17 protein-coding genes are annotated in these 17,898 nt (G+C 65.8%); 4 read left to right on the forward strand and 13 right to left on the reverse strand.

Annotation, left to right across the window (positions count from 1 at the left end; genetic code table 11):
- Positions 1–21 precede the first annotated feature (21 nt).
- Both frr and pyrH read right to left on the reverse strand, forming a co-directional pair.
- The gene (frr, locus tag J2Y54_RS02055; protein WP_310036507.1) at positions 22–579 is read right to left on the reverse strand and encodes a ribosome recycling factor; all 558 of its coding nucleotides are present in this window, start codon (positions 577–579) and stop codon (positions 22–24) included.
- Positions 580–608: 29 nt separating this feature from the next.
- Positions 609–1,340, reverse strand: a complete 732-nt coding sequence (gene pyrH, locus J2Y54_RS02060; RefSeq protein ID WP_066660227.1) for a UMP kinase — start codon at positions 1,338–1,340, stop codon at positions 609–611.
- Positions 1,341–1,423: 83 nt separating this feature from the next.
- On the opposite strand from pyrH, the gene J2Y54_RS02065 reads away from it, so the two are divergent.
- Positions 1,424–1,642 (forward strand): hypothetical protein, encoded by a 219-nt coding sequence (locus tag J2Y54_RS02065; protein WP_310036508.1) that lies wholly within the window; start codon positions 1,424–1,426, stop codon positions 1,640–1,642.
- Positions 1,643–1,703: 61 nt separating this feature from the next.
- On the opposite strand, the gene tsf is transcribed toward J2Y54_RS02065, so the two are convergent.
- On the reverse strand, positions 1,704–2,639 hold the full coding sequence (gene tsf, locus J2Y54_RS02070) for a translation elongation factor Ts (RefSeq protein ID WP_310036509.1): 936 nt from the start codon (positions 2,637–2,639) through the stop codon (positions 1,704–1,706).
- 104 nt (positions 2,640–2,743) lie between these two features.
- Positions 2,744–3,565 carry a 30S ribosomal protein S2 gene (gene rpsB / locus J2Y54_RS02075; RefSeq protein WP_310036510.1) on the reverse strand — a complete coding sequence of 274 codons (822 nt, stop codon included), beginning with the start codon at positions 3,563–3,565 and terminating at the stop codon, positions 2,744–2,746.
- A gap of 279 nt (positions 3,566–3,844) precedes the next feature.
- Between rpsB and J2Y54_RS02080 the strand changes: the two genes are divergently transcribed.
- Positions 3,845–4,066 (forward strand): hypothetical protein, encoded by a 222-nt coding sequence (locus J2Y54_RS02080; protein ID WP_310036511.1) that lies wholly within the window; start codon positions 3,845–3,847, stop codon positions 4,064–4,066.
- Here the strand turns inward: J2Y54_RS02080 and J2Y54_RS02085 are convergent.
- Complete coding sequence (locus J2Y54_RS02085; RefSeq protein WP_310036513.1) at positions 4,011–4,802, reverse strand: phosphatidylcholine/phosphatidylserine synthase; 792 nt, start codon at positions 4,800–4,802, stop codon at positions 4,011–4,013. The genes J2Y54_RS02080 and J2Y54_RS02085 overlap by 56 nt on opposite strands.
- A gap of 22 nt (positions 4,803–4,824) precedes the next feature.
- The gene (locus J2Y54_RS02090) at positions 4,825–5,556 is read right to left on the reverse strand and encodes a phosphatidylserine decarboxylase (RefSeq protein WP_310036514.1); all 732 of its coding nucleotides are present in this window, start codon (positions 5,554–5,556) and stop codon (positions 4,825–4,827) included.
- 156 nt (positions 5,557–5,712) lie between these two features.
- Here J2Y54_RS02090 and J2Y54_RS02095 point away from each other — a divergent pair, with 156 nt between their 5' ends.
- Both J2Y54_RS02095 and J2Y54_RS02100 read left to right on the forward strand, forming a co-directional pair.
- Complete coding sequence (locus J2Y54_RS02095) at positions 5,713–6,936, forward strand: NADP-dependent isocitrate dehydrogenase (RefSeq protein ID WP_310036516.1); 1,224 nt, start codon at positions 5,713–5,715, stop codon at positions 6,934–6,936.
- Between the two features lie 139 nt (positions 6,937–7,075).
- Entirely contained in the window at positions 7,076–8,854 is a 1,779-nt protein-coding gene (locus tag J2Y54_RS02100; RefSeq protein WP_310036517.1) for a cation:proton antiporter, read from the forward strand.
- A gap of 22 nt (positions 8,855–8,876) precedes the next feature.
- Here the strand turns inward: J2Y54_RS02100 and J2Y54_RS02105 are convergent, their stop codons facing one another.
- The 7 genes from J2Y54_RS02105 to J2Y54_RS02135 all read right to left on the reverse strand — a co-directional run bounded on the left by J2Y54_RS02105 (position 8,877) and on the right by J2Y54_RS02135 (position 17,731).
- Complete coding sequence (locus J2Y54_RS02105) at positions 8,877–10,697, reverse strand: DUF885 family protein (RefSeq protein WP_310038428.1); 1,821 nt, start codon at positions 10,695–10,697, stop codon at positions 8,877–8,879.
- A gap of 24 nt (positions 10,698–10,721) precedes the next feature.
- On the reverse strand, positions 10,722–11,018 hold the full coding sequence (locus J2Y54_RS02110; RefSeq protein ID WP_310036519.1) for a hypothetical protein: 297 nt from the start codon (positions 11,016–11,018) through the stop codon (positions 10,722–10,724).
- Between the two features lie 55 nt (positions 11,019–11,073).
- Positions 11,074–13,731 (reverse strand): alanine--tRNA ligase, encoded by a 2,658-nt coding sequence (alaS, locus tag J2Y54_RS02115; RefSeq protein ID WP_310036521.1) that lies wholly within the window; start codon positions 13,729–13,731, stop codon positions 11,074–11,076.
- Positions 13,732–13,793: 62 nt separating this feature from the next.
- Positions 13,794–14,510, reverse strand: coding sequence for a site-2 protease family protein (locus J2Y54_RS02120; protein WP_310036523.1), 717 nt, complete (start codon positions 14,508–14,510; stop codon positions 13,794–13,796).
- A complete protein-coding gene (locus tag J2Y54_RS02125) occupies positions 14,507–15,757 on the reverse strand; it encodes a Xaa-Pro peptidase family protein (protein ID WP_310036525.1) in 1,251 nt (416 codons plus the stop codon). Before J2Y54_RS02125 ends, J2Y54_RS02120 begins: the two co-directional genes overlap by 4 nt.
- Positions 15,754–17,064, reverse strand: a complete 1,311-nt coding sequence (locus J2Y54_RS02130; protein WP_310036526.1) for a dicarboxylate/amino acid:cation symporter — start codon at positions 17,062–17,064, stop codon at positions 15,754–15,756. Before J2Y54_RS02130 ends, J2Y54_RS02125 begins: the two co-directional genes overlap by 4 nt.
- A gap of 25 nt (positions 17,065–17,089) precedes the next feature.
- Positions 17,090–17,731 (reverse strand): glutathione S-transferase, encoded by a 642-nt coding sequence (locus tag J2Y54_RS02135; RefSeq protein ID WP_310036527.1) that lies wholly within the window; start codon positions 17,729–17,731, stop codon positions 17,090–17,092.
- Positions 17,732–17,898: the final 167 nt, after the last annotated feature.

The raw sequence follows: 17,898 nt of genomic DNA on the forward strand, positions 1-17,898 counted from the left end.
GCCGCTGACGCGGCGCGCCGGTCACTTGCCCAGGATTTCCTTTTCCTTCGCCGCCGCGGCCGCGTCGATCTCGGCGATCGTGGCGTCGGTCAGCTTCTGGACGTCGGCCTCATGCCGCTTGCGGTCATCCTCGCCAAATTCGCCCTTCTTCTCGTCGGTCTTCAGGCTGTCCATGCCGTCGCGGCGGACGTTGCGCACCGCGACTCGCGCCGCTTCGGCGTATTTGCTGGCCAGCTTGGCCAGCTCCTTGCGGCGCTCTTCGGTCAGGTCCGGGATCGGCAGGCGCAGATTCTGCCCGTCGACGATCGGGTTGAGGCCCAGACCGGCCGAACGGATTGCCTTGTCGACCGGGCCGACATTCGACTTGTCCCACACCTGCACCGACAGCATGCGCGGCTCGGGCGCCGACACCGTCGCCACCTGGTTGAGCGGCATGTGCGACCCGTAGACCTCGACCGTGACCGGGTCGAGCAGCGTGGTGCTTGCGCGACCGGTGCGCAGCCCGGCGAGGTCATGCTTCAGCGATTCGACGGCGCCGTGCATGCGGCGCTCAAGATCGGCCTTGTCATATGCGGCCATAGCTCAGGTTCCTCTTATTCAGTCTTAACTTAAGCGGAGACGGGATCGTTGCGGACGATGGTCGACGTACCCTCGCCGCGCAAGACTGCCTCCAGATTGCCCTCGTCGCGGATGTTGAACACCACGATCGGAATGTCATTGTCCCGGCACAGCGCAACCGCAGTCGCGTCCATGACCTTCAGATTGTCGACCAGCACGCGGTCGAAGCTCAGTTCGTCATAACGCGTCGCGCTCGCCACCTTCTTGGGGTCGGCATTGTACACGCCATCGACGCTGGTCCCCTTGAACAGCGCATCGCAATTCATCTCGGCGGCACGCAGCGCGGCGGTCGTGTCGGTGGTAAAGAACGGCAGGCCGGTGCCGGCGGCAAAGATCACCACGCGGCCCTTCTCCATGTGCCGCATCGCCTTGCGCCGGATATAGGGTTCGCTGACCGACGCCATCGGGATCGCCGACTGGACGCGGGTATCGACGCCCAGCCGCTCCAGCGTGTTCTGCATCGCCAGCGCATTCATCACGGTGGCGAGCATGCCCATATAATCGGCGCTCGCCCGCTCGAATCCCTGTGCCGCACCGGCCAGACCGCGGAAGATGTTGCCACCGCCAACGACCATGCAGATTTCATACCCCGCCTCGGTCGCCGCCTTCACCTCACGCGCGACGCGCTCGCAGGTGGCGGGATCGATCCCGAACTGCCCCTGCCCCATCAGCACTTCGCCGGAGAGTTTGAGGAGGATGCGTTTGAAGCGTGGCGCGGTCATCTGGCCCTATGGTCTGTCGGGGGTTGGGAGCGGCGCGGACCTTAGGCGCGGGCGCGGGGGAAGCCAAGCGGGGATGCGATGCAATGTTTGCCGACGAGAAAACTCTGCATCGCGCGGGAACTACTGACCAGCCGGTTGGTGGACGCTGCGAACAGCCTCCGCGATTTTCCGCATCGCGGACGCCTTGCCGAGGAGGGCGGCGCGAGCTGGCGACCGTTCTACCTTACGTCATTCGCTATCTGGTGATGGGGCAGCGCGTCTTCATCAACGATATCAAGCACGGACGCCAACGCCGCGAATGACAAACAAAAAAGGCGCGACCATAGCTGGCCGCGCCCCTCTTGTTCCGAATGGATCGGACGATCAGCCGGCCGCAGCCGCCGTCGCCGCCACTTCCGCGGCGAAGTCGCTCTCTTCCTTCTCGATGCCTTCGCCGAGCTGGAAGCGGACATAGTCGACCAGCTTGATCGCCGCACCGGCTTCCTTGCCGGCCTGCGCGATCACGTCGGCGACCGGGGTCTTGCCGTCCATGACGAACGCCTGGGTCAGCAGCGCGTTCTCCTTCTTGAACTTCTCGATCGGACCGTTGAGGATCTTCTCGACCACGTCCGCCGGCTTGCCGACGGTGCGGTCGGCGTTCTTCTCGCGCAGGATCGCGGCTTCACGCTCGACCACTTCGGGGTCGAGATCGTCGACCGTCAGCGCCAGCGGGAAGGCAGCGGCGATGTGCATCGCGATCTGCTTGCCCAGCGGCTCGAGCACGTCGACGCCCGCCTCCGACTCAAGCGCGACCAGCACGCCGATCTTGCCCAGGCCCGGGGCCGCGGCGTTGTGGACGTACGGGATCACCGCGCCATTGGTCACTTCGACCTTCTTCGCGCGGCGCAGCACCTGATTCTCGCCGATCGTGGCGATGTTGGCCACCAGCACTTCGTCAACCGTGCCGCCGGTGATCGACGCCGCCTTCAGCGCATCGATATCGTCGATGCCCTGCTCCAGCGCGACGGCGGTCACTTCGCGGACAAAGCCCTGGAAAATGTCGTTCTTGGCGACGAAGTCGGTCTGCGAGTTGACCTCGACCGCAACGCCCTTGGTTCCGGCGACGGCAACGCCGACCAGACCTTCGGCTGCGGTGCGGCTCGACTTCTTCGCGGCGGCGGCAAGACCCTTGGAGCGCAGCCAGTCGGTTGCCGCCTCGATGTCGCCATTGGTTTCCGCAAGCGCCTTCTTGCAGTCCATCATGCCGGCGCCGCTCTTCTCGCGCAGTTCCTTCACGGCTGCTGCAGTGATCTCGGCCATGTTCGTGTTCCTCGTGCTTAAGCGGTTTGCTTCAAATATGGTGCGGGCGGGACAAAGCGCATTCGCCCTGCCCCGCCCCCATTACGGTTCGATGACCAGAGCGCTTACGCGTCGAGCTGACGCTCGCCTTCGGCCGCGGTTTCCGGGTCGGTCGAAGCCGCCGGCGCTTCCGGTTCGGCCAGGGCCGGCTCGACCGGGGGTTCTTCGGCTGCACCGAAGTCCGCGCCGCTCACGACCTGCGCCTGGTGGTTGCCACGGGTTGCCGCGATCGCGACGGCTTCGCAATACAGGCGGATCGCGCGGCTGGCGTCGTCATTCGCCGGAACCGGGAACGCGATGCCATCGGGCGAGACGTTCGAATCGAGGATCGCGACGACCGGGATACCCAGCGTGTTGGCTTCCTTGATCGCCAGCTCTTCCTTGTTCGCGTCGATCACGAACATGATGTCGGGAATGCCGCCCAGATCGCGGATGCCGCCGAGCGAAAGCTCCAGCTTGTCCTTCTCGCGGGTCAGGTTCAGCACTTCCTTCTTGGTCAGGCCGTGCGTGTCGCCCGACAGCTGCTCTTCCAGCGTCTTGAGACGCTTGATCGAGTTGCTGATGGTCTTCCAGTTGGTGAGCATGCCGCCCAGCCAGCGATGGTTGACGAAATGCTGGTTCGACTTGCGCGCTGCTTCCGCGATCGCTTCCTGCGCCTGGCGCTTGGTGCCGACGAACAGGACCTTGCCGCCCGATGCGACGGTCGAGCTGATGAATTCCAGCGCGCGCGCGAACAGCGGAACGGTCTGCGACAGGTCGATGATGTGGACGCCGTTGCGCTCGCCAAAGATGTAGGGCTTCATCTTCGGGTTCCAGCGGTGCGTCTGGTGGCCGAAATGCGCGCCCGATTCGAGCAGCTGCTGCATGGAGACGACGGGTGCCGCCATAGGGATAACTCCTTCCGGTTGAGCCTCTGGGAAGCGAGTGACCATGACCGAAATGGCCGGTGGCACCGGGTTATGATGCTTCCCATGCGGGGTTGAAGCGGGGCCGTTAGTCCAGAAGCGCGCGCAGCGCAAGTGAACAAAAGCGGAATTTCGCGCTTGACGAATGGAACGTTAACGGAACATAAACGGCTCACAGAGCGATCAGGGAACCCCCGGTGTCGCTCAAGCGTCCCGGCTTCTCAGGATTCCGGCCGCTTGCGGAGAATTGGGAGGCCAACGATGGTTGCAGTGGTTGCCGTATTGCTCTTCACCGCAGGTGCGGTGCTTTCGGTGTGGACGATCTGGACCACGGTCGCGCCGCGGGTCGATTATATGCGTGCACTGCTGACCGGCGAGGCGGCGGAAACGCCGCCCCCCGTTTCTGCCTATGCCGCGCGGACCCGCATCATGCCGCGCCCGGCCCCGCGCCGATCTGTTCCGCCGCTTCGCGCTGCCGCATGACACGACGGAATGCGGCTGCGCTGAACGGCAGCGTCGCCAGATAGCCGAGGCAGACGGCCGTCAGCGTCTGCCACGGGGCGGTCACCAGCGCCGCGCCGAGCACACCGACGATGACCAGCGCCTCGAACCGGACATTGCGGCGCAGACGCAGCGACTTCCAGGAATAGGTTGCGACGCTCGACACCATCAGCAGCCCGACAAACGCGACCCAGGGCGTGACCAGCCAGGGCGAACGCAGCACATCCTCCTCGCTCCACAACCAGATATAGATTGGCAGCATGGCGAGCGCCGCGCCCGCCGGCGCGGGAATACCGGTCAGGAATCCGGCGAGCTTGCGCGGATGCGCGGCATTGTCGATCTGCGAATTGAACCGCGCCAAGCGTAGCGCACAGAACACCGCATAGAGCAGCGCAACGATCCACCCCAGTTTCGGGGCGGCCATCAGCGACCATAGATACAGGATCAATGCGGGTGCGACTCCGAACGAGATCGCATCCGACAAGCTGTCCAGTTCGGCGCCGAACCGGCTCTCGGCCCGCACCATCCGCGCCACCTGCCCGTCGATGCCGTCAAGGGTACCGGCCAGCATGACCATCAGCACCGCCCGTTCCCACTCCTCCCCAATCGCGAAGCGGACGCCGGTCAGGCCGGCGCACAGAGCAAGCGCGGTGACGGCATTGGGCGCCACCGCGCGTAGCGGGATGCCGCGGGTCTGCGGGCGGGGACGCAGGCTCATGCGATGCTCCGGCCGGGTCGGGTCACTGCGCCACGCCCTGCGCCGGCTGGCCGCCCCGAACGCCGACGATCGTTTCGCCGGCGATGCAGCGCTGGCCGAGCGCGACCTGCGGGGCATAATCATCGGGCAGGAACACGTCGAGGCGGCTGCCGAAGCGGATCAGGCCAAAGCGCTGGCCGGACGCGACCATATCGCCGGGCTTCACGAACGTGACGATCCGGCGCGCGACCAGGCCGGCGATCTGGGTGAAGCCGACCCGCGTTCCATCGTGGCTTTCGATCACGAAATGCTGACGCTCATTCTCCTCGCTGGCCTTGTCGAGGTCGGCGTTGAGGAACTTGCCGGCAATATAGACCACCTGGCGAATCGTTCCGGCCATTGGCGCGCGATTGATATGGACGTCGAACACGGACATGAAGATCGAAACGCGCACGCGGGTCGCTTCGTTCAATCCCTCTGCCCCGGCAATCTCGCGCGGGACCGGGACGCGCTCGATCATCGTCACCAACCCGTCGGCGGGCGAGATGACCAGCCCGTCGCCCTGCGGCGTCACGCGGACCGGATCGCGGAAAAAGGCCGCGACCCAGATGGTCAGGCCGATCAGGAAAAAGCCGAGCTCGTCCCAGATCGCGAAGAGAAACAGGATCGTGATCGCGGCTGAGATCAGCACATATTTGCGGCCCTCCGGATGGACGGAGGGAAAGCGCCACTTGACGGTGTTGGTGACGGCGGGCGGTGTTTCGAGTGAAGGCATGGCCGCGGGTCTAGCTGTGCCCTTGGCGCAACACAATCCTGCGTCGCGCCCGCGCCGCGCGACGATGCCACCGGTATCGGCGGCGCTTGATCGCGCGCGCGCATGCTCCTAGACGCTCGCCAAACCCTTCCTCCCGATACGAACAGGAAAGCGAGCATGGCGAAGATCAAGGTCAAAAATCCGGTCGTCGAGATCGACGGCGACGAAATGACGCGGATCATCTGGCAGTGGATCCGTGAGCGCCTGATCCTTCCCTATCTCGACATCGACCTTAAATATTACGACCTCAGCGTCGAGAAGCGCGACGAGACCAACGACCAGATCACGGTCGATGCCGCCAACGCGATCAAGGAATATGGCGTCGGCGTGAAGTGCGCGACGATCACCCCGGACGAACAGCGCGTCGAGGAATTCAACCTCAAGGAAATGTGGAAGTCGCCCAACGGCACGATCCGCAACATCCTGGGCGGCGTCGTGTTCCGCGAGCCGATCGTGATCAGCAACGTGCCGCGCCTGATCCCGGGCTGGACCAAGCCGATCGTCGTCGGCCGCCACGCATTCGGCGACCAGTATCGCGCGACCGATTTCAAAGTGCCGGGTGCCGGCAAGCTGCGCCTCGTGTTCGAAGGCGAGAATGGCGAAACGATCGACCGCGAAGTGTTCAACTTCCCCGGCTCGGGCGTCGCGATGGCGATGTACAACCTGGACGATTCGATCCGCGATTTCGCGCGCGCTTCGTTCAACTACGGCCTCAACCTGAAGTGGCCGGTGTACCTGTCGACCAAGAACACCATCCTCAAGGCCTATGACGGCCGGTTCAAGGACCTGTTCCAGGAAGTGTTCGAGACCGAGGGCTTTGCCGAAAAGTTCAAGGAAGCAGGCATCGTCTACGAACACCGCCTGATCGACGACATGGTCGCATCGGCGCTCAAGTGGAGCGGCGAGTTCGTGTGGGCGTGCAAGAATTATGACGGCGACGTCCAGTCGGACCAGGTCGCGCAGGGCTTCGGTTCGCTCGGCCTGATGACCTCGGTCCTGCTCTCGCCCGATGGCAAGACGGTCGAGGCCGAAGCGGCGCACGGCACCGTCACCCGCCACTATCGTCAGCACCAGCAGGGCAAGGCGACCTCGACCAACCCGATCGCGTCGATCTTTGCGTGGACCGGTGGCCTCAAGTTCCGCGGCAAGTTCGATGACACGCCGGAAGTCACCAAGTTCGCCGAGACGCTGGAGCGTGTTTGCATCCAGACCGTCGAAAGCGGCAAGATGACCAAGGATCTCGCGCTGCTGATCGGCCCGGAACAGCCCTGGATGACCACCGAGCAGTTCTTCGAGGCGATCCGCCAGAATCTCGAAACCGAAATGGCCAGCTGGGCCTAAGCCCCGCTGCCACCGGCACCGAACGGGCCGCGTCCTCACAAGGGACGCGGCCTTTTCATTGTGATGCCGGCTCGAATCAACCGTACCGCGCTGCACAAGTGCGGTGACAAATGGTTTCGCACCCAGCTAGGGTGCAGCCATGGCGCTCGACCTCTCAAATAGCGGCTTCAGCGATGCGCTGGTCATCCTTGGCGCGGCCGGCATTGTCATTCCCGCGTTCACCCGGTTCCGGATCAGCCCCGTGATCGGGTTCATCCTGGTCGGGGCGCTGGTCGGCCCGGCCGGGCTGGGGCAGCTGGTCGATCGCTTTCCGTGGCTGTTCTACGTCACGATTACCGATCCCGAATCGATCGAACCCTTTGCCGAGTTCGGCATTATCCTGCTGCTCTTCTCGATCGGGCTCGAGCTTTCGTTCAAACGCCTGTGGACCATGCGCGGGCTGGTCTTTGGCGTTGGCGCCGCCGAGTTGCTCGGGGCCGGCGCCCTGATCGCCACCGGCCTTTATGTGATGGGGCAGCCCTGGACCGGGGCAATGGGGCTGGGCCTTGCCCTCGCCATGTCATCGACTGCGCTGGTCCTGCCGATTGCCGGAACCACCAGCGCGGTGGGCAAGTCAGCGCTTGCGATGCTGTTGTTCGAGGATCTGGCGCTGGTGCCGATCGTGTTTCTCCTCGGCGCACTCGCTCCGGCGGCGGCGGACTCGGGCGTCGGGGATTTCATGATGACGCTGGTGCGGGGCGGCGTGGTCGTTGCCCTGCTGTTCGTCGGCGGCCGGTTCCTCCTGCCCCGCCTGTTCGCACAGGCGGCACGGACCAAGTCGCCCGAACTGTTCCTCGCGGCGAGCCTGCTGGTCGTGATCGTCGCCAGCCTCGCCACCACCGTGGTCGGCCTGTCGCCGATCGTCGGGGCCTTGCTCGCCGGCCTGCTGATCGCCGAGACCGATTATCACAGCGAGGTTGAGGTCATTACTGCGCCGTTCAAGGGACTGGCGCTCGGCGTGTTCCTGATCACGGTCGGCATGCGGCTCGACTTGCGCATGATCATGCAGGACTGGGCGCTGCTGCTCGCCGCGATCCTTGGCGTGATGACCGTCAAGGTCGCGGTGACGATGGCCCTGCTCAAATTGTCGGGCGCGCGCACCGGGACCGCGGCCGAAGCCGGCGTGATGATGGCGAGCCCGTCCGAAACGACGCTGATCGTCCTGGGCGTCGCGGCGGCTGCGGGGTTGATCCAGCCATCGACCGCCGCCTTCTGGACCACCGTCACCGCGATCGGTCTGACCATCACGCCGCTGCTCGCCAAGGCCGGCCGGTTCGCCTCACGCAAGATCGAGGAACATGACGGGGTACGCAGCGATGCCAGCGCGGAAGAAATGGTGCCCGGCGGCACGGTGATCATCGGCTTCGGTCGCGTGGGACGCACCGTCGCCGATATGCTGCGCGCGCACGACAAGCCCTATGTTGCCGTCGATGCCGATATTGACGGCGTCGCTGCCGCGCGCCGCGAGGGGTATCAGGTCATCTTTGGCGATGTCGCCCGCACCGAACTGGTCGATCGGTTGCGGCTGGGCCATGCCCGTGCCCTGATCCTGACGATGGACGATCCGGTCCTGACCGTGCGGCTCACGCGGCGGGTACGCGCCTGGGTGCCCGGCATTCCCATCATCGCCCGCGCCCGCGATGCGGCCCATGCCGCCGAATTGTACAAGGCCGGGGCAACCGACGCCGTGCCGGAAACGCTGGAAAGTTCGCTGCAGCTGTCCGAAGCCGTGCTCGTCGATCTCGGCGTCGCGGTCGGTCCGGTCATCGCATCGATCCACGAAAAGCGCGACGAGATGCGCAAGGCGATCAAGGACGCCGCCGGGCTGGAGCGTGAGCCGCGCATCCGTCGCGTTCGCCAGGGCGAGGTCGAGGCCTGACCCTGCGGAGCGCCCGCCCGGATCAGGCCATCCGCGCGCGCACCACCCGCTTCAGCACGTCGAGCGGCATCGCCCCCTTGCGCAGCACCTCATGGAACTGGCGCGGGTCCCAGTTGGCACCGGCCTTCGCCTTGGCTTCGTCGCGCAGCTGGACCCACACGGTATGCCCGATCTTGTAGCTGCACGCCTGGCCGGGCCAGACAGTGTAGCGATCGATTTCGCCCTGGCTGCGGCCCCGCGCGATGCCAGTGGTTGCGATGAAATAATCGGTCGCCTGCTCGCGGCTCCAGCGCTTGGCATGCATCCCGCTGTCGACCACCAGCCGGGTCGCGCGGAACAGCAGCGACTGAAGATAGCCGACCTGCCCCAGCGGATCGCCATCATACATGCCCATCTCGTCCGCAAGCTGCTCGGTATAGAGTGCCCAGCCCTCGCTATAGCCACTGAACCCGCCGCGCCGCCGGATCAGTGGAATATCCTGCGATTCGAGCGCGAGCATGACCTGCAGGTGATGCCCCGGCACAGCCTCGTGATAGCTCAGCGTTGCCAGCCCGAATTTCGGCCGGTCGAACGTGTCGCGCAGGTTGATATAATAGATCCCCGGCCGCGAGCCATCGAGCGTCGCGGCCTGATAATAGCCGCCGGGTGCGCCCGCTTGGATCGCCGGCGGCACGCGCCGCACCTCGACCGGCGCCTTGGGCAAGGTCGCGAATTGTTCGGGCAGGCGCTGTTCCATCGCCCGCACCTGCGTCCGCAGCGTCTCGAGCAGTGCTTCGCGGCCCGGGTCGGTGTTCGGAAACAGCTGATCGGGCCGCTCGTTCAATGCAACCAGCCGCGCACCGACCGTGCCGTCGCGCAGTCCCTGCGCTTTCAGGATCGCGTCGATCCGGCCGCTGATCTCGGCCACCTGCTCAAGCCCGATGCGGTGGATCTCGTCGCCGGTCAGGCGCGTGGTCGTCGCGGCCTCGGCCGCCGCGACATAATAGGCCTCACCATCGGGCAGCCGCCAGACACCCGCATCATGCACCGCGCGCGCCTGCAATTCGCCAATCAACGCGCGCTGGCGGTCGAGTGCTGCAAACACCTTCTCCGCAACGATCTTCTCGGCCTGCACGCCACGCTCGGGCGAGAGGCCTGCTGCAGCCAGCTTCGCCCTGAAGCTGGTCACCAGGCCGGTTTCGCCCGGCGCCTTGTCACGGAGCGACGCAAACTGCTTCAGCGTCGTGTCGAGTACATAGTCGGGCGCGAACACGCCGCGCGCGGCGTCGGCGCGCTGACGCTCGCTTTCCTGATCGAGTATTGTCGCAAACGCCTCGAGCCGCGCGAGATAGGCATCGGCGTCCGACGCGTTGCGCACGCGATGCTGGTTGTCGAGGAAATCGGGGACGTCCTGATAGGCGCCGCTCAACTGGGTCAGGCGATAGGGGGCATAACGTCCGCCCGCCGCGCCATAGGTGAACCGCTCCCGTCCCGCGATGCTGCGCTCGAGCTGATAGGTGACGATGTCGTAATCGAGCCGGGCAGCCTCGCCCAGCGTCGCCGGATCGATCGCCCGGATCGCGGCGAGTTCGGCCCGCGACCGCGCCAGCGCACGCGATTCATCCGCGGCGCTGCGCCCTGACAGCTGCGACTTCAACCCCGCCTTGGCGCCGGTATCGAGCCCGAGCGCGGTCGCACCCTCGGGACTTTCGGTCATCCGGTCGTTGAAAATCCGGTCGAGCAGGGTGCGCAACGCCATGTCCCCTGCCCCCGGCTTCGTGTCCGCCCCGGCTCGTGCCGGAGCGGCGACACTGCTGGCCAGCGCCGCAGCGCCGATGGACTGAACGAACGAGCGGCGGCGCAGGGTCATGGGCGATTGAGTCTCCGGTCAGTTGTCGAGCGCAGGCACACGGGCAACACAGGCGGCGAGCGCCGCAGTGGTGGCGCCATCCTGCGCGCGCAATTTGGGCTCGAGCTGGGCCGACAGCGCGGGGACTTCGGTATCGACCGCCTTGCCGGTCTTGCCTGCTGCGCGCCCGGCATCGGCTGCGGCCATGCCCCAGTAGATCATCTGGTCGAACAGCACCGATTCCTGCGGCGTACCCTTGCCGATCTTGCTGGCGGCATGAGTCAGCGCGGCACAGTTCAGCGCCTCGGGATAGGGCGGCAATTTGCCCTGCGCCATCGTGGCGGGGGCGGCGATGAGGGCCGCTGCGATCGCGGCGGCCTTCAGAATAGGATCACGCAGTTGTTTTCTCCTCGGCAAGCGCCGTCTTGACTGCATCGATCGCGGCGTGGGCGTTGCCGCCCTCGGGACCGCCACCCTGCGCCATGTCCGGCCGCCCGCCGCCGCCCTGCCCGCCCAGCGCGGCGACGCCACGCTTGACCAGCTCGACGGCACTGAAGGTGCCGGTCAGGTCGTCGGTGACACCCACCGCGATCGCTGCACGTCCTTCATTTACCGCGACAAAAGCTACCACAGCTGAACCGATCCGGCCTTTCGCCTCATCAACCGCGCCGCGCAGCGCCTTGGGATCGAGCCCGTCGAGGATCTGGCCGACAAAGTTCACGCCGCCAATCTGCTCGGGACCAGCCGGAGCCGCCGCCCCGCCGCCACCCATGGCCAGCGCCTTCTTCGCCTCGGCCAGCTCGCGCTCCAGCTTGCGCCGCTCGTCGACCAGCGCCGCAACGCGCGCGCCGACCTCATCGGGCGAGGTCTTGAGCGTCGCCGCCACTTCGCGCAGCTTCGCGTCGCGCTCGTTGAGCCAGGTGCGCGCTGCCTCGCCGGTCAGCGCCTCGATCCGGCGCACGCCGCTCGACACCGCACTCTCGCTGACGATCTTGAACACGGCGATATCGCCGGTGGCCTTGACGTGCGTACCGCCGCACAGCTCGACCGAATAATGCTTGTCGGTCAGGCGGCCCATCGACAGGACGCGCACCTCGTCGCCATATTTCTCACCGAACAGCGCCAGCGCGCCCGCCGCGACCGCATCGTCCGGGGTCATCAGCCGCGTACCAACCGTCTCGTTGGCGCGGATTTCGGCATTCACCTCGGCCTCGATGTCGGCAATCTCCGCCGCGCTCAGCGCCGAGGGGTGCGAGAAGTCGAAGCGCAGGCGGTCCGGCGCAACCAGCGACCCCTTCTGCGTCACATGCCCGCCCAGCCGGTTGCGCAGCGCGGCGTGCAGCAGGTGCGTGGCCGAGTGGTTGGCGCGAATCGCGTCGCGGCGCGTGACGTCGATCGCCAGCTTGACCGTATCGCCGACCTTGATCTCACCACGCGCCAGCGTCGCCTGATGCGCGTGCAGCCGGCCCAGCGGCTTCGACGTATCGCTGACAATCGCCTCGGCGACATCGTTGCCGATCGTGCCCGCGTCGCCCATCTGGCCGCCGCTCTCGCCATAGAACGGCGTCTGGTTGGTGAGGATCGTCACCTCATCCCCCGCACCGGCGCGGTCGACGCGCACGCCGTCCTTGACCAAGGCGACGACCTGTCCCTCACCCTCGGTCGCGCTATAGCCGGTGAATTCGGTGCTCCCCAGTTCCTCGGCGATGTCGAACCACACTTCGTCGCTGGCCTTGGCGCCCGATCCCTTCCACGCGGCGCGCGCGGCATCCTTTTGCCGCTTCATCGCCGCGTCGAAGCCGTCGCGGTCGACCTTCATCCCCTGCGGACGCAGCGCGTCCTCGGTCAGGTCGTAGGGGAAGCCATAGGTGTCATACAGCTTGAACGCGGTCTCGCCGGACAGCGTATCGCCCTCGCCCATCGTCGCGGTGGCCTCATCCAGCAGCTTGAGGCCGTTCGCCAGCGTCTGACGGAAGCGGGTTTCCTCCTGCAGCAGCGTCGCCTCGATCAGCGGCTGGGCCCGAACCAGTTCGGGATAGGCCCCGCCCATTTCCGCGACCAGCGCGGGCACCATGCGGTGCATCAACGGCTCCTTCGCGCCCAGGATATGCGCATGGCGCATCGCGCGGCGCATGATCCGGCGCAGCACATAACCGCGCCCTTCATTCGCCGGCAGCACACCATCGGCGACCAGGAAGCCGGAGGTGCGGATATGGTCGGCGATCACGCGATGGCTCGCCTGATTGTCGCCGGTCGTCGCCGACTGGGTCAGCGCACCGCTCTCGGCGATCAGCGCCTTGAACGTGTCGGTGTCGTAATTGTCGTGCACGCCCTGCAGCACCGCCGCGATGCGCTCCAGCCCCATGCCGGTGTCGATGCTCGGCTTGGGCAGGTCGCCGACGATCTGGTCCGCCTCCTGCACATGCTGCATGAAGACGAGGTTCCAGATCTCGACAAAGCGGTCGCCATCCTCTTCCGGGCTACCCGGAGGGCCGCCCCAGATATGGTCGCCATGGTCGTAGAAGATTTCCGAGCATGGCCCGCACGGACCATCCGACCCCATCGCCCAGAAATTGTCCTTGGTCGCGATGCGGATGATCCGCTCTTCGGGCAGACCCGCAATCTTCTTCCACAGCTCGAACGCCTGATCGTCGGTGTGATAGACGGTCGCGGTCAGCTTGTGCGCCGGCAGGCCCCATTCCTTGGTCAGCAGCGTCCAGGCATGCAGGATCGCCTGCTCCTTGAAATAGTCGCCGAACGAGAAATTCCCGAGCATTTCGAAGAAGGTATGATGCCGCGCGGTATAGCCGACATTGTCGAGGTCATTATGCTTGCCGCCCGCGCGCACGCACTTCTGGCTCGACGCCGCGGTGGTGTAGGGCCGCGTTTCAAGCCCGGTGAACACATTCTTGAACGGCACCATGCCCGCATTGACGAACATCAGCGTCGGATCGTTATGCGGCACCAGCGGCGCGGACTGGACACGGGCATGGCCCTGGCCCTCGAAATAGTCGAGGAAGCTGCGGCGGATATCGTTGGTCGAGGTCATTTTCGCGACTTAAGCGCGCGCGCGCGTTCGCTCAAGCGAAACGGTTCGATCAGGGTGATTGCCTAGCCCGCATCGCGGCGGCGCCGGTATCGCCGAACCTCCCCCATGTCGCGAAGCGCGCGGCGAATATGATCACCATCGCTGCCGCGAAATGGGATCAGATTGGCGATTCCAGCCGCGCCTGACAAAAGCAGCAACGCAGACACCAGCGGCGTCCATAGTCCCTTGATCTCTCTTGCCCGCTCCGCTCGTAGCGCGCGCTGGACATCTGCATCAGTCGGAAGCGCAACCTGATATGGTGCGTTGGACGGCACGGATTGTTCGACCGCGATCAACGTCGGATCCGCTGCGGGAACGTGGCCGGGTGTAAGCGCGAGCACTGCGACGCCAATAAGAGCTGCCGAGGCGAGATTTGCAAGCGGGCCTGCTATCGCGACGATGATGTCTTTCCGCGTCGTCTCGGCACCATCGAACGTTGAAACGACAAATCCGCCCAGTTCGCGGTCGTCCTGCGCCAACTCCGGGGTTCCCCCCAGGCTGAACGGATGGAAGCGCGCTGCCAAAGGACCAACAGCAAGTATAAGAACCCGCCCCCTGAGCCACCAAACCGCACCAGCGTGCCCGAGTTCATGGATCAGAATGACCAGATAAGTCAGAGCACCGGAGATGATGAAGGCGGTCAGAAACCCAAAATAGGGCGAGGCCGCCAGCGCCAGGATCGCTACGAAATTCGCCAGCAGTAAAATCCCACCTGCAACTCCGCGCGCCCAGTCGCTCACCCGATCGGCTCCTCAATCGACCTCGGCGGCACGCTGAACCATTTCGGCCCTGCCGCGGTCATATGGAAGCAGTCCTCCAGCCGCACGCCGAACTTGCCCGGCAGATACAGGCCCGGTTCGTTCGAAAAGCACATGCCCGGCGCCAGCTTGGTCATCTCGCCGCGCACCAGGTTGATCGGCTCATGCCCGTCCATGCCGATGCCATGGCCAGTACGGTGCGACAGGCCGGGGAGCTTGTAGTCAGGGCCATAGCCCAAAGTCGCATACCAGCCGCGCACCGCATCATCGACACGGCCCGCCGGGGTGCCGAGCTGCGCGGTGGCGAAGGCGCGCTGCTGCCCCGCGCGGACATGGTCCCATACCTTGCGCTGCTCCGCATTCGCCGCGCCATGGACAAAGGTGCGGCTGATGTCGCTTTCATAGCCATGGACCCGCGCGCCGCAGTCCATCAGCACGACTTCGCCCTTCACCACCCGCTGGGGCTTGCCCGTGCCGTGCGGATAGGCCGATGCCTCGCCCAGCAGGATCAGGTTGAACGCCACCTGCCCGCCCAGCTTGACCGTCGCCGCGCTCATCAGCGCGGCGATGTCGGCGGGGGTCATCCCCGCCTCGATCCGGGGGTAGGTCCAGCGATAGGCAGCCAGCGTCACGTCCGCCGCCTTCTGCATCAGCGCGATCTCGGCCGGTGTCTTGAACATCCGGCACCCGCGCACGACCGGGTTGGCCGACACGATCTTCACGCCCGCCAGTGCGCGCCACATGCCATCGACCGCAAAGAAGCGCGCAGTCTCTTCAATCCCCAGCGGGCGGCCGAGCAGCTTTTTCTCGCGCAGGAACCCGGCGACCACCGCGAACGGATCCTCATGCTCCTGCCACACCCGGATCTCCGCCGGAATGCCGAGCGATTCGCGGACCGACGGTTCCTCGAAAAACGGCGTGACGATGATCGGATCGCCCTCGACCGGAATTACGGCCGCAGTTAGCCGCTCGCTCCGCCCCCAGCGCACCCCGGTGAAATAGAGCAGGCTCGCCCCCGGCTCGATCAGCACCGCGCCGATGCCGTTCGCCTTCATCAGCGCCTGCGCGCGGGCAAGCCGGGCGGAGCGCTCCTCGCGCCCGATCGGCACCGCGTCGCCAGTGATCGGCTGTAGCGCCGACAGGTCGGGCTGCGCCGCCCGCGCCACGGCGGAAAAGCCGATCGGGGCCAGCGCTCCCGCTGCGAGCAGTCCGCGCCGGGTCAGCCTCATGCCACGGGCTCCGGCGACTCCTTCTCGCCCGCCGACACGATGGTCGCGAGCACCAGATCGCCGATGACGTTGAGTACGGTGCGGCACATGTCGAGGAAGCGATCGACCCCCAGCACCAGTCCGATCCCCGCCGGCGGCACGCCGACCATGCCGAGGATCAGCGCGATCACCGGGAGCGACCCCGCCGGAACGCCCGCCGTGCCGATGCCGCCAAGGATGCACACCAGCATCACCGTGATCTGCTGGGTCAGCGTGAGATCGACGCCAAAGAACTGCGCAAGGAAGATGACGGTCACGCCTTCGAACATCGCGGTGCCGTTCTGGTTGGCGGTCGCGCCGATCGTCAGCACGAAGCGCGACACCTTGGGCGGCAGCTTGAGCTTGGTCTCGGCAACGCGCAGCGCGGTCGGCAGCGTCGCGTTGGACGACGCGGTCGAAAAGGCCATCACCGCCGCTTCCTGCGTCTCACGGAAAAAGGCGAGCGGGCTCTTGCGGGCGAGCAACAGCAGCAGGATCGGGAAGATCACGAACATCTGTGTGCCGAGTGCCGCGAGCACGACGCCGACAAAGGCGAGCAGCCGCATCAGCAATTCCCAGCCGAACAAAGCGGCAAGGTTGAACATGAAGCAGAACACCGCGATCGGCGCGAGCCGGATGACGAGCCCGATCAGCCGCATCGAGACTTCGAAAACTCCCTCGATCCCGCGCTTGAGCGTCTGCACCTGCGGACGGTCGGCAGTGAGGAGGATGCCGATGCCAAAGAACAGCGCGAAGAACATGATCGCAAGGATGTCGTTCGCGGTCATTGCCGCGACGACATTGGTGGGCACGATGTTGAGGACCGCTTCCACCCCGGTCGGCGTGCTGGCGGTGCGGTCGAGGATCGCGCCCGCGCTGTCGCCCGATGCGGCGAGCAGTGCCTGCGCCTCGCCGCGATCGACCCCGGCACCGGGTTGCAGCAGATTGACCAGAACCAGGCTCACGATCACGGCAATGGTCGAGACGCAGATGGTGAGCACCAAGGTGCGCAGCCCGACTCGCTTGAGCGCGGCGATCTCGCCCATCTCGGCGATGCCGACGACCAACGCCGAGAACAGCAGCGGGATCACCAGCATGAAGAGCAGGCGCAGGAACACCTGACCGATCGGTCCCGTCACATACGTCGTGACGGTCTTGACCCAGGCCGCGTCGGCCGCGGTGAAATGAACGAACAGGCCCAGCGCAAGCCCCAGGGCGAACCCGCCCAGCATCTGCCATTGCAGCGTCGATTCGCGCCGCCGCTCCGTGATCGCCTCTGCGCCCGACATGCGTCCCCCTCAAATTGTTGCGGCGTCACGCATAGGCATAGGGGCCGCCCTTGGCGAGAGCCGTCTGATAGGCGGGCCGGGCATGGACCTTGTCGAGCCATGCGATCGTGGCGGGGCGCGACGCGTCGAGCCCCGCGCGCGACCGCGCCGCCTCGAGCGGAAAGCTCATCATCACATCCGCCGCGGTCATGGCGTCCCCGGCAAACCAGGGGCGGGCCGCCAGCACGCTTTCGACATAATCGAGGTGGACGTCGATCATCGGCTGAATTTTCTTCTGCGCTGCCTTGCCGAACAACGGAACCCGCGCCAGCACCAGCTTGACCAGCAGCGGTGGCATCAACGAGCCTTCGGCATAATGCATGAAGTGCCGGTAGTGCAGCGCCGACTCGCGATGCGCCGGCGCACCAAGCTTTCCGTCAGCCTTCTCGACCAGATATTCGACGATCGCGCCGGTTTCGGCGACGGTGCGGGGCGCGTCGCCGGTCGCGTCGGCATCGACGATCACCGGCGATTTGCCCAGCGGATGGATCGCGCGCAACTCGGGCGGCGCCAACATCGTTTTGGGGTTCCGCCGGTAGTGGCGGATCTCATAGGGCAGGCCCAGTTCCTCCAGCAGCCACAGCACGCGCTGCGATCGCGAATGTTCTAGGTGATGCACGGTGATCATCGCTGGAGCTTCCCTTGCCAATCCGGTTCGGGAAGACTTGTGCGCGGCAATGCCGCAAATGGAAAGAGCGCCGAAGCGTTGTGCAGCGCATCGCCCGCCCCGCCAGCGACCGGCAACAGGAAAGGCCCGGCGCACGCCACGCCGGGCCTTCCAATGGGATCGAGGTC

This window comes from Sphingomonas sp. BE123, assembly GCF_031456015.1.
Classification (GTDB): Bacteria; Pseudomonadota; Alphaproteobacteria; order Sphingomonadales; family Sphingomonadaceae; genus Sphingomonas.

Excerpts from the sequence above, each read along its gene's own strand:
- frr (WP_310036507.1), bottom strand. The coding sequence starts at position 579 with ATGGCCGCATATGACAAGGCCGATCTTGAGCGCCGCATGCACGGCGCC.
- pyrH (WP_066660227.1), bottom strand. The coding sequence starts at position 1,340 with ATGACCGCGCCACGCTTCAAACGCATCCTCCTCAAACTCTCCGGCGAA.
- J2Y54_RS02065 (WP_310036508.1), top strand. The coding sequence starts at position 1,424 with ATGTTTGCCGACGAGAAAACTCTGCATCGCGCGGGAACTACTGACCAG.
- tsf (WP_310036509.1), bottom strand. The coding sequence starts at position 2,639 with ATGGCCGAGATCACTGCAGCAGCCGTGAAGGAACTGCGCGAGAAGAGC.
- rpsB (WP_310036510.1), bottom strand. The coding sequence starts at position 3,565 with ATGGCGGCACCCGTCGTCTCCATGCAGCAGCTGCTCGAATCGGGCGCG.
- J2Y54_RS02080 (WP_310036511.1), top strand. The coding sequence starts at position 3,845 with ATGGTTGCAGTGGTTGCCGTATTGCTCTTCACCGCAGGTGCGGTGCTT.
- J2Y54_RS02085 (WP_310036513.1), bottom strand. The coding sequence starts at position 4,802 with ATGAGCCTGCGTCCCCGCCCGCAGACCCGCGGCATCCCGCTACGCGCG.
- J2Y54_RS02090 (WP_310036514.1), bottom strand. The coding sequence starts at position 5,556 with ATGCCTTCACTCGAAACACCGCCCGCCGTCACCAACACCGTCAAGTGG.
- J2Y54_RS02095 (WP_310036516.1), top strand. The coding sequence starts at position 5,713 with ATGGCGAAGATCAAGGTCAAAAATCCGGTCGTCGAGATCGACGGCGAC.
- J2Y54_RS02100 (WP_310036517.1), top strand. The coding sequence starts at position 7,076 with ATGGCGCTCGACCTCTCAAATAGCGGCTTCAGCGATGCGCTGGTCATC.
- J2Y54_RS02110 (WP_310036519.1), bottom strand. The coding sequence starts at position 11,018 with ATGGCGCAGGGCAAATTGCCGCCCTATCCCGAGGCGCTGAACTGTGCC.
- alaS (WP_310036521.1), bottom strand. The coding sequence starts at position 13,731 with ATGACCTCGACCAACGATATCCGCCGCAGCTTCCTCGACTATTTCGAG.
- J2Y54_RS02125 (WP_310036525.1), bottom strand. The coding sequence starts at position 15,757 with ATGAGGCTGACCCGGCGCGGACTGCTCGCAGCGGGAGCGCTGGCCCCG.
- J2Y54_RS02130 (WP_310036526.1), bottom strand. The coding sequence starts at position 17,064 with ATGTCGGGCGCAGAGGCGATCACGGAGCGGCGGCGCGAATCGACGCTG.
- J2Y54_RS02135 (WP_310036527.1), bottom strand. The coding sequence starts at position 17,731 with ATGATCACCGTGCATCACCTAGAACATTCGCGATCGCAGCGCGTGCTG.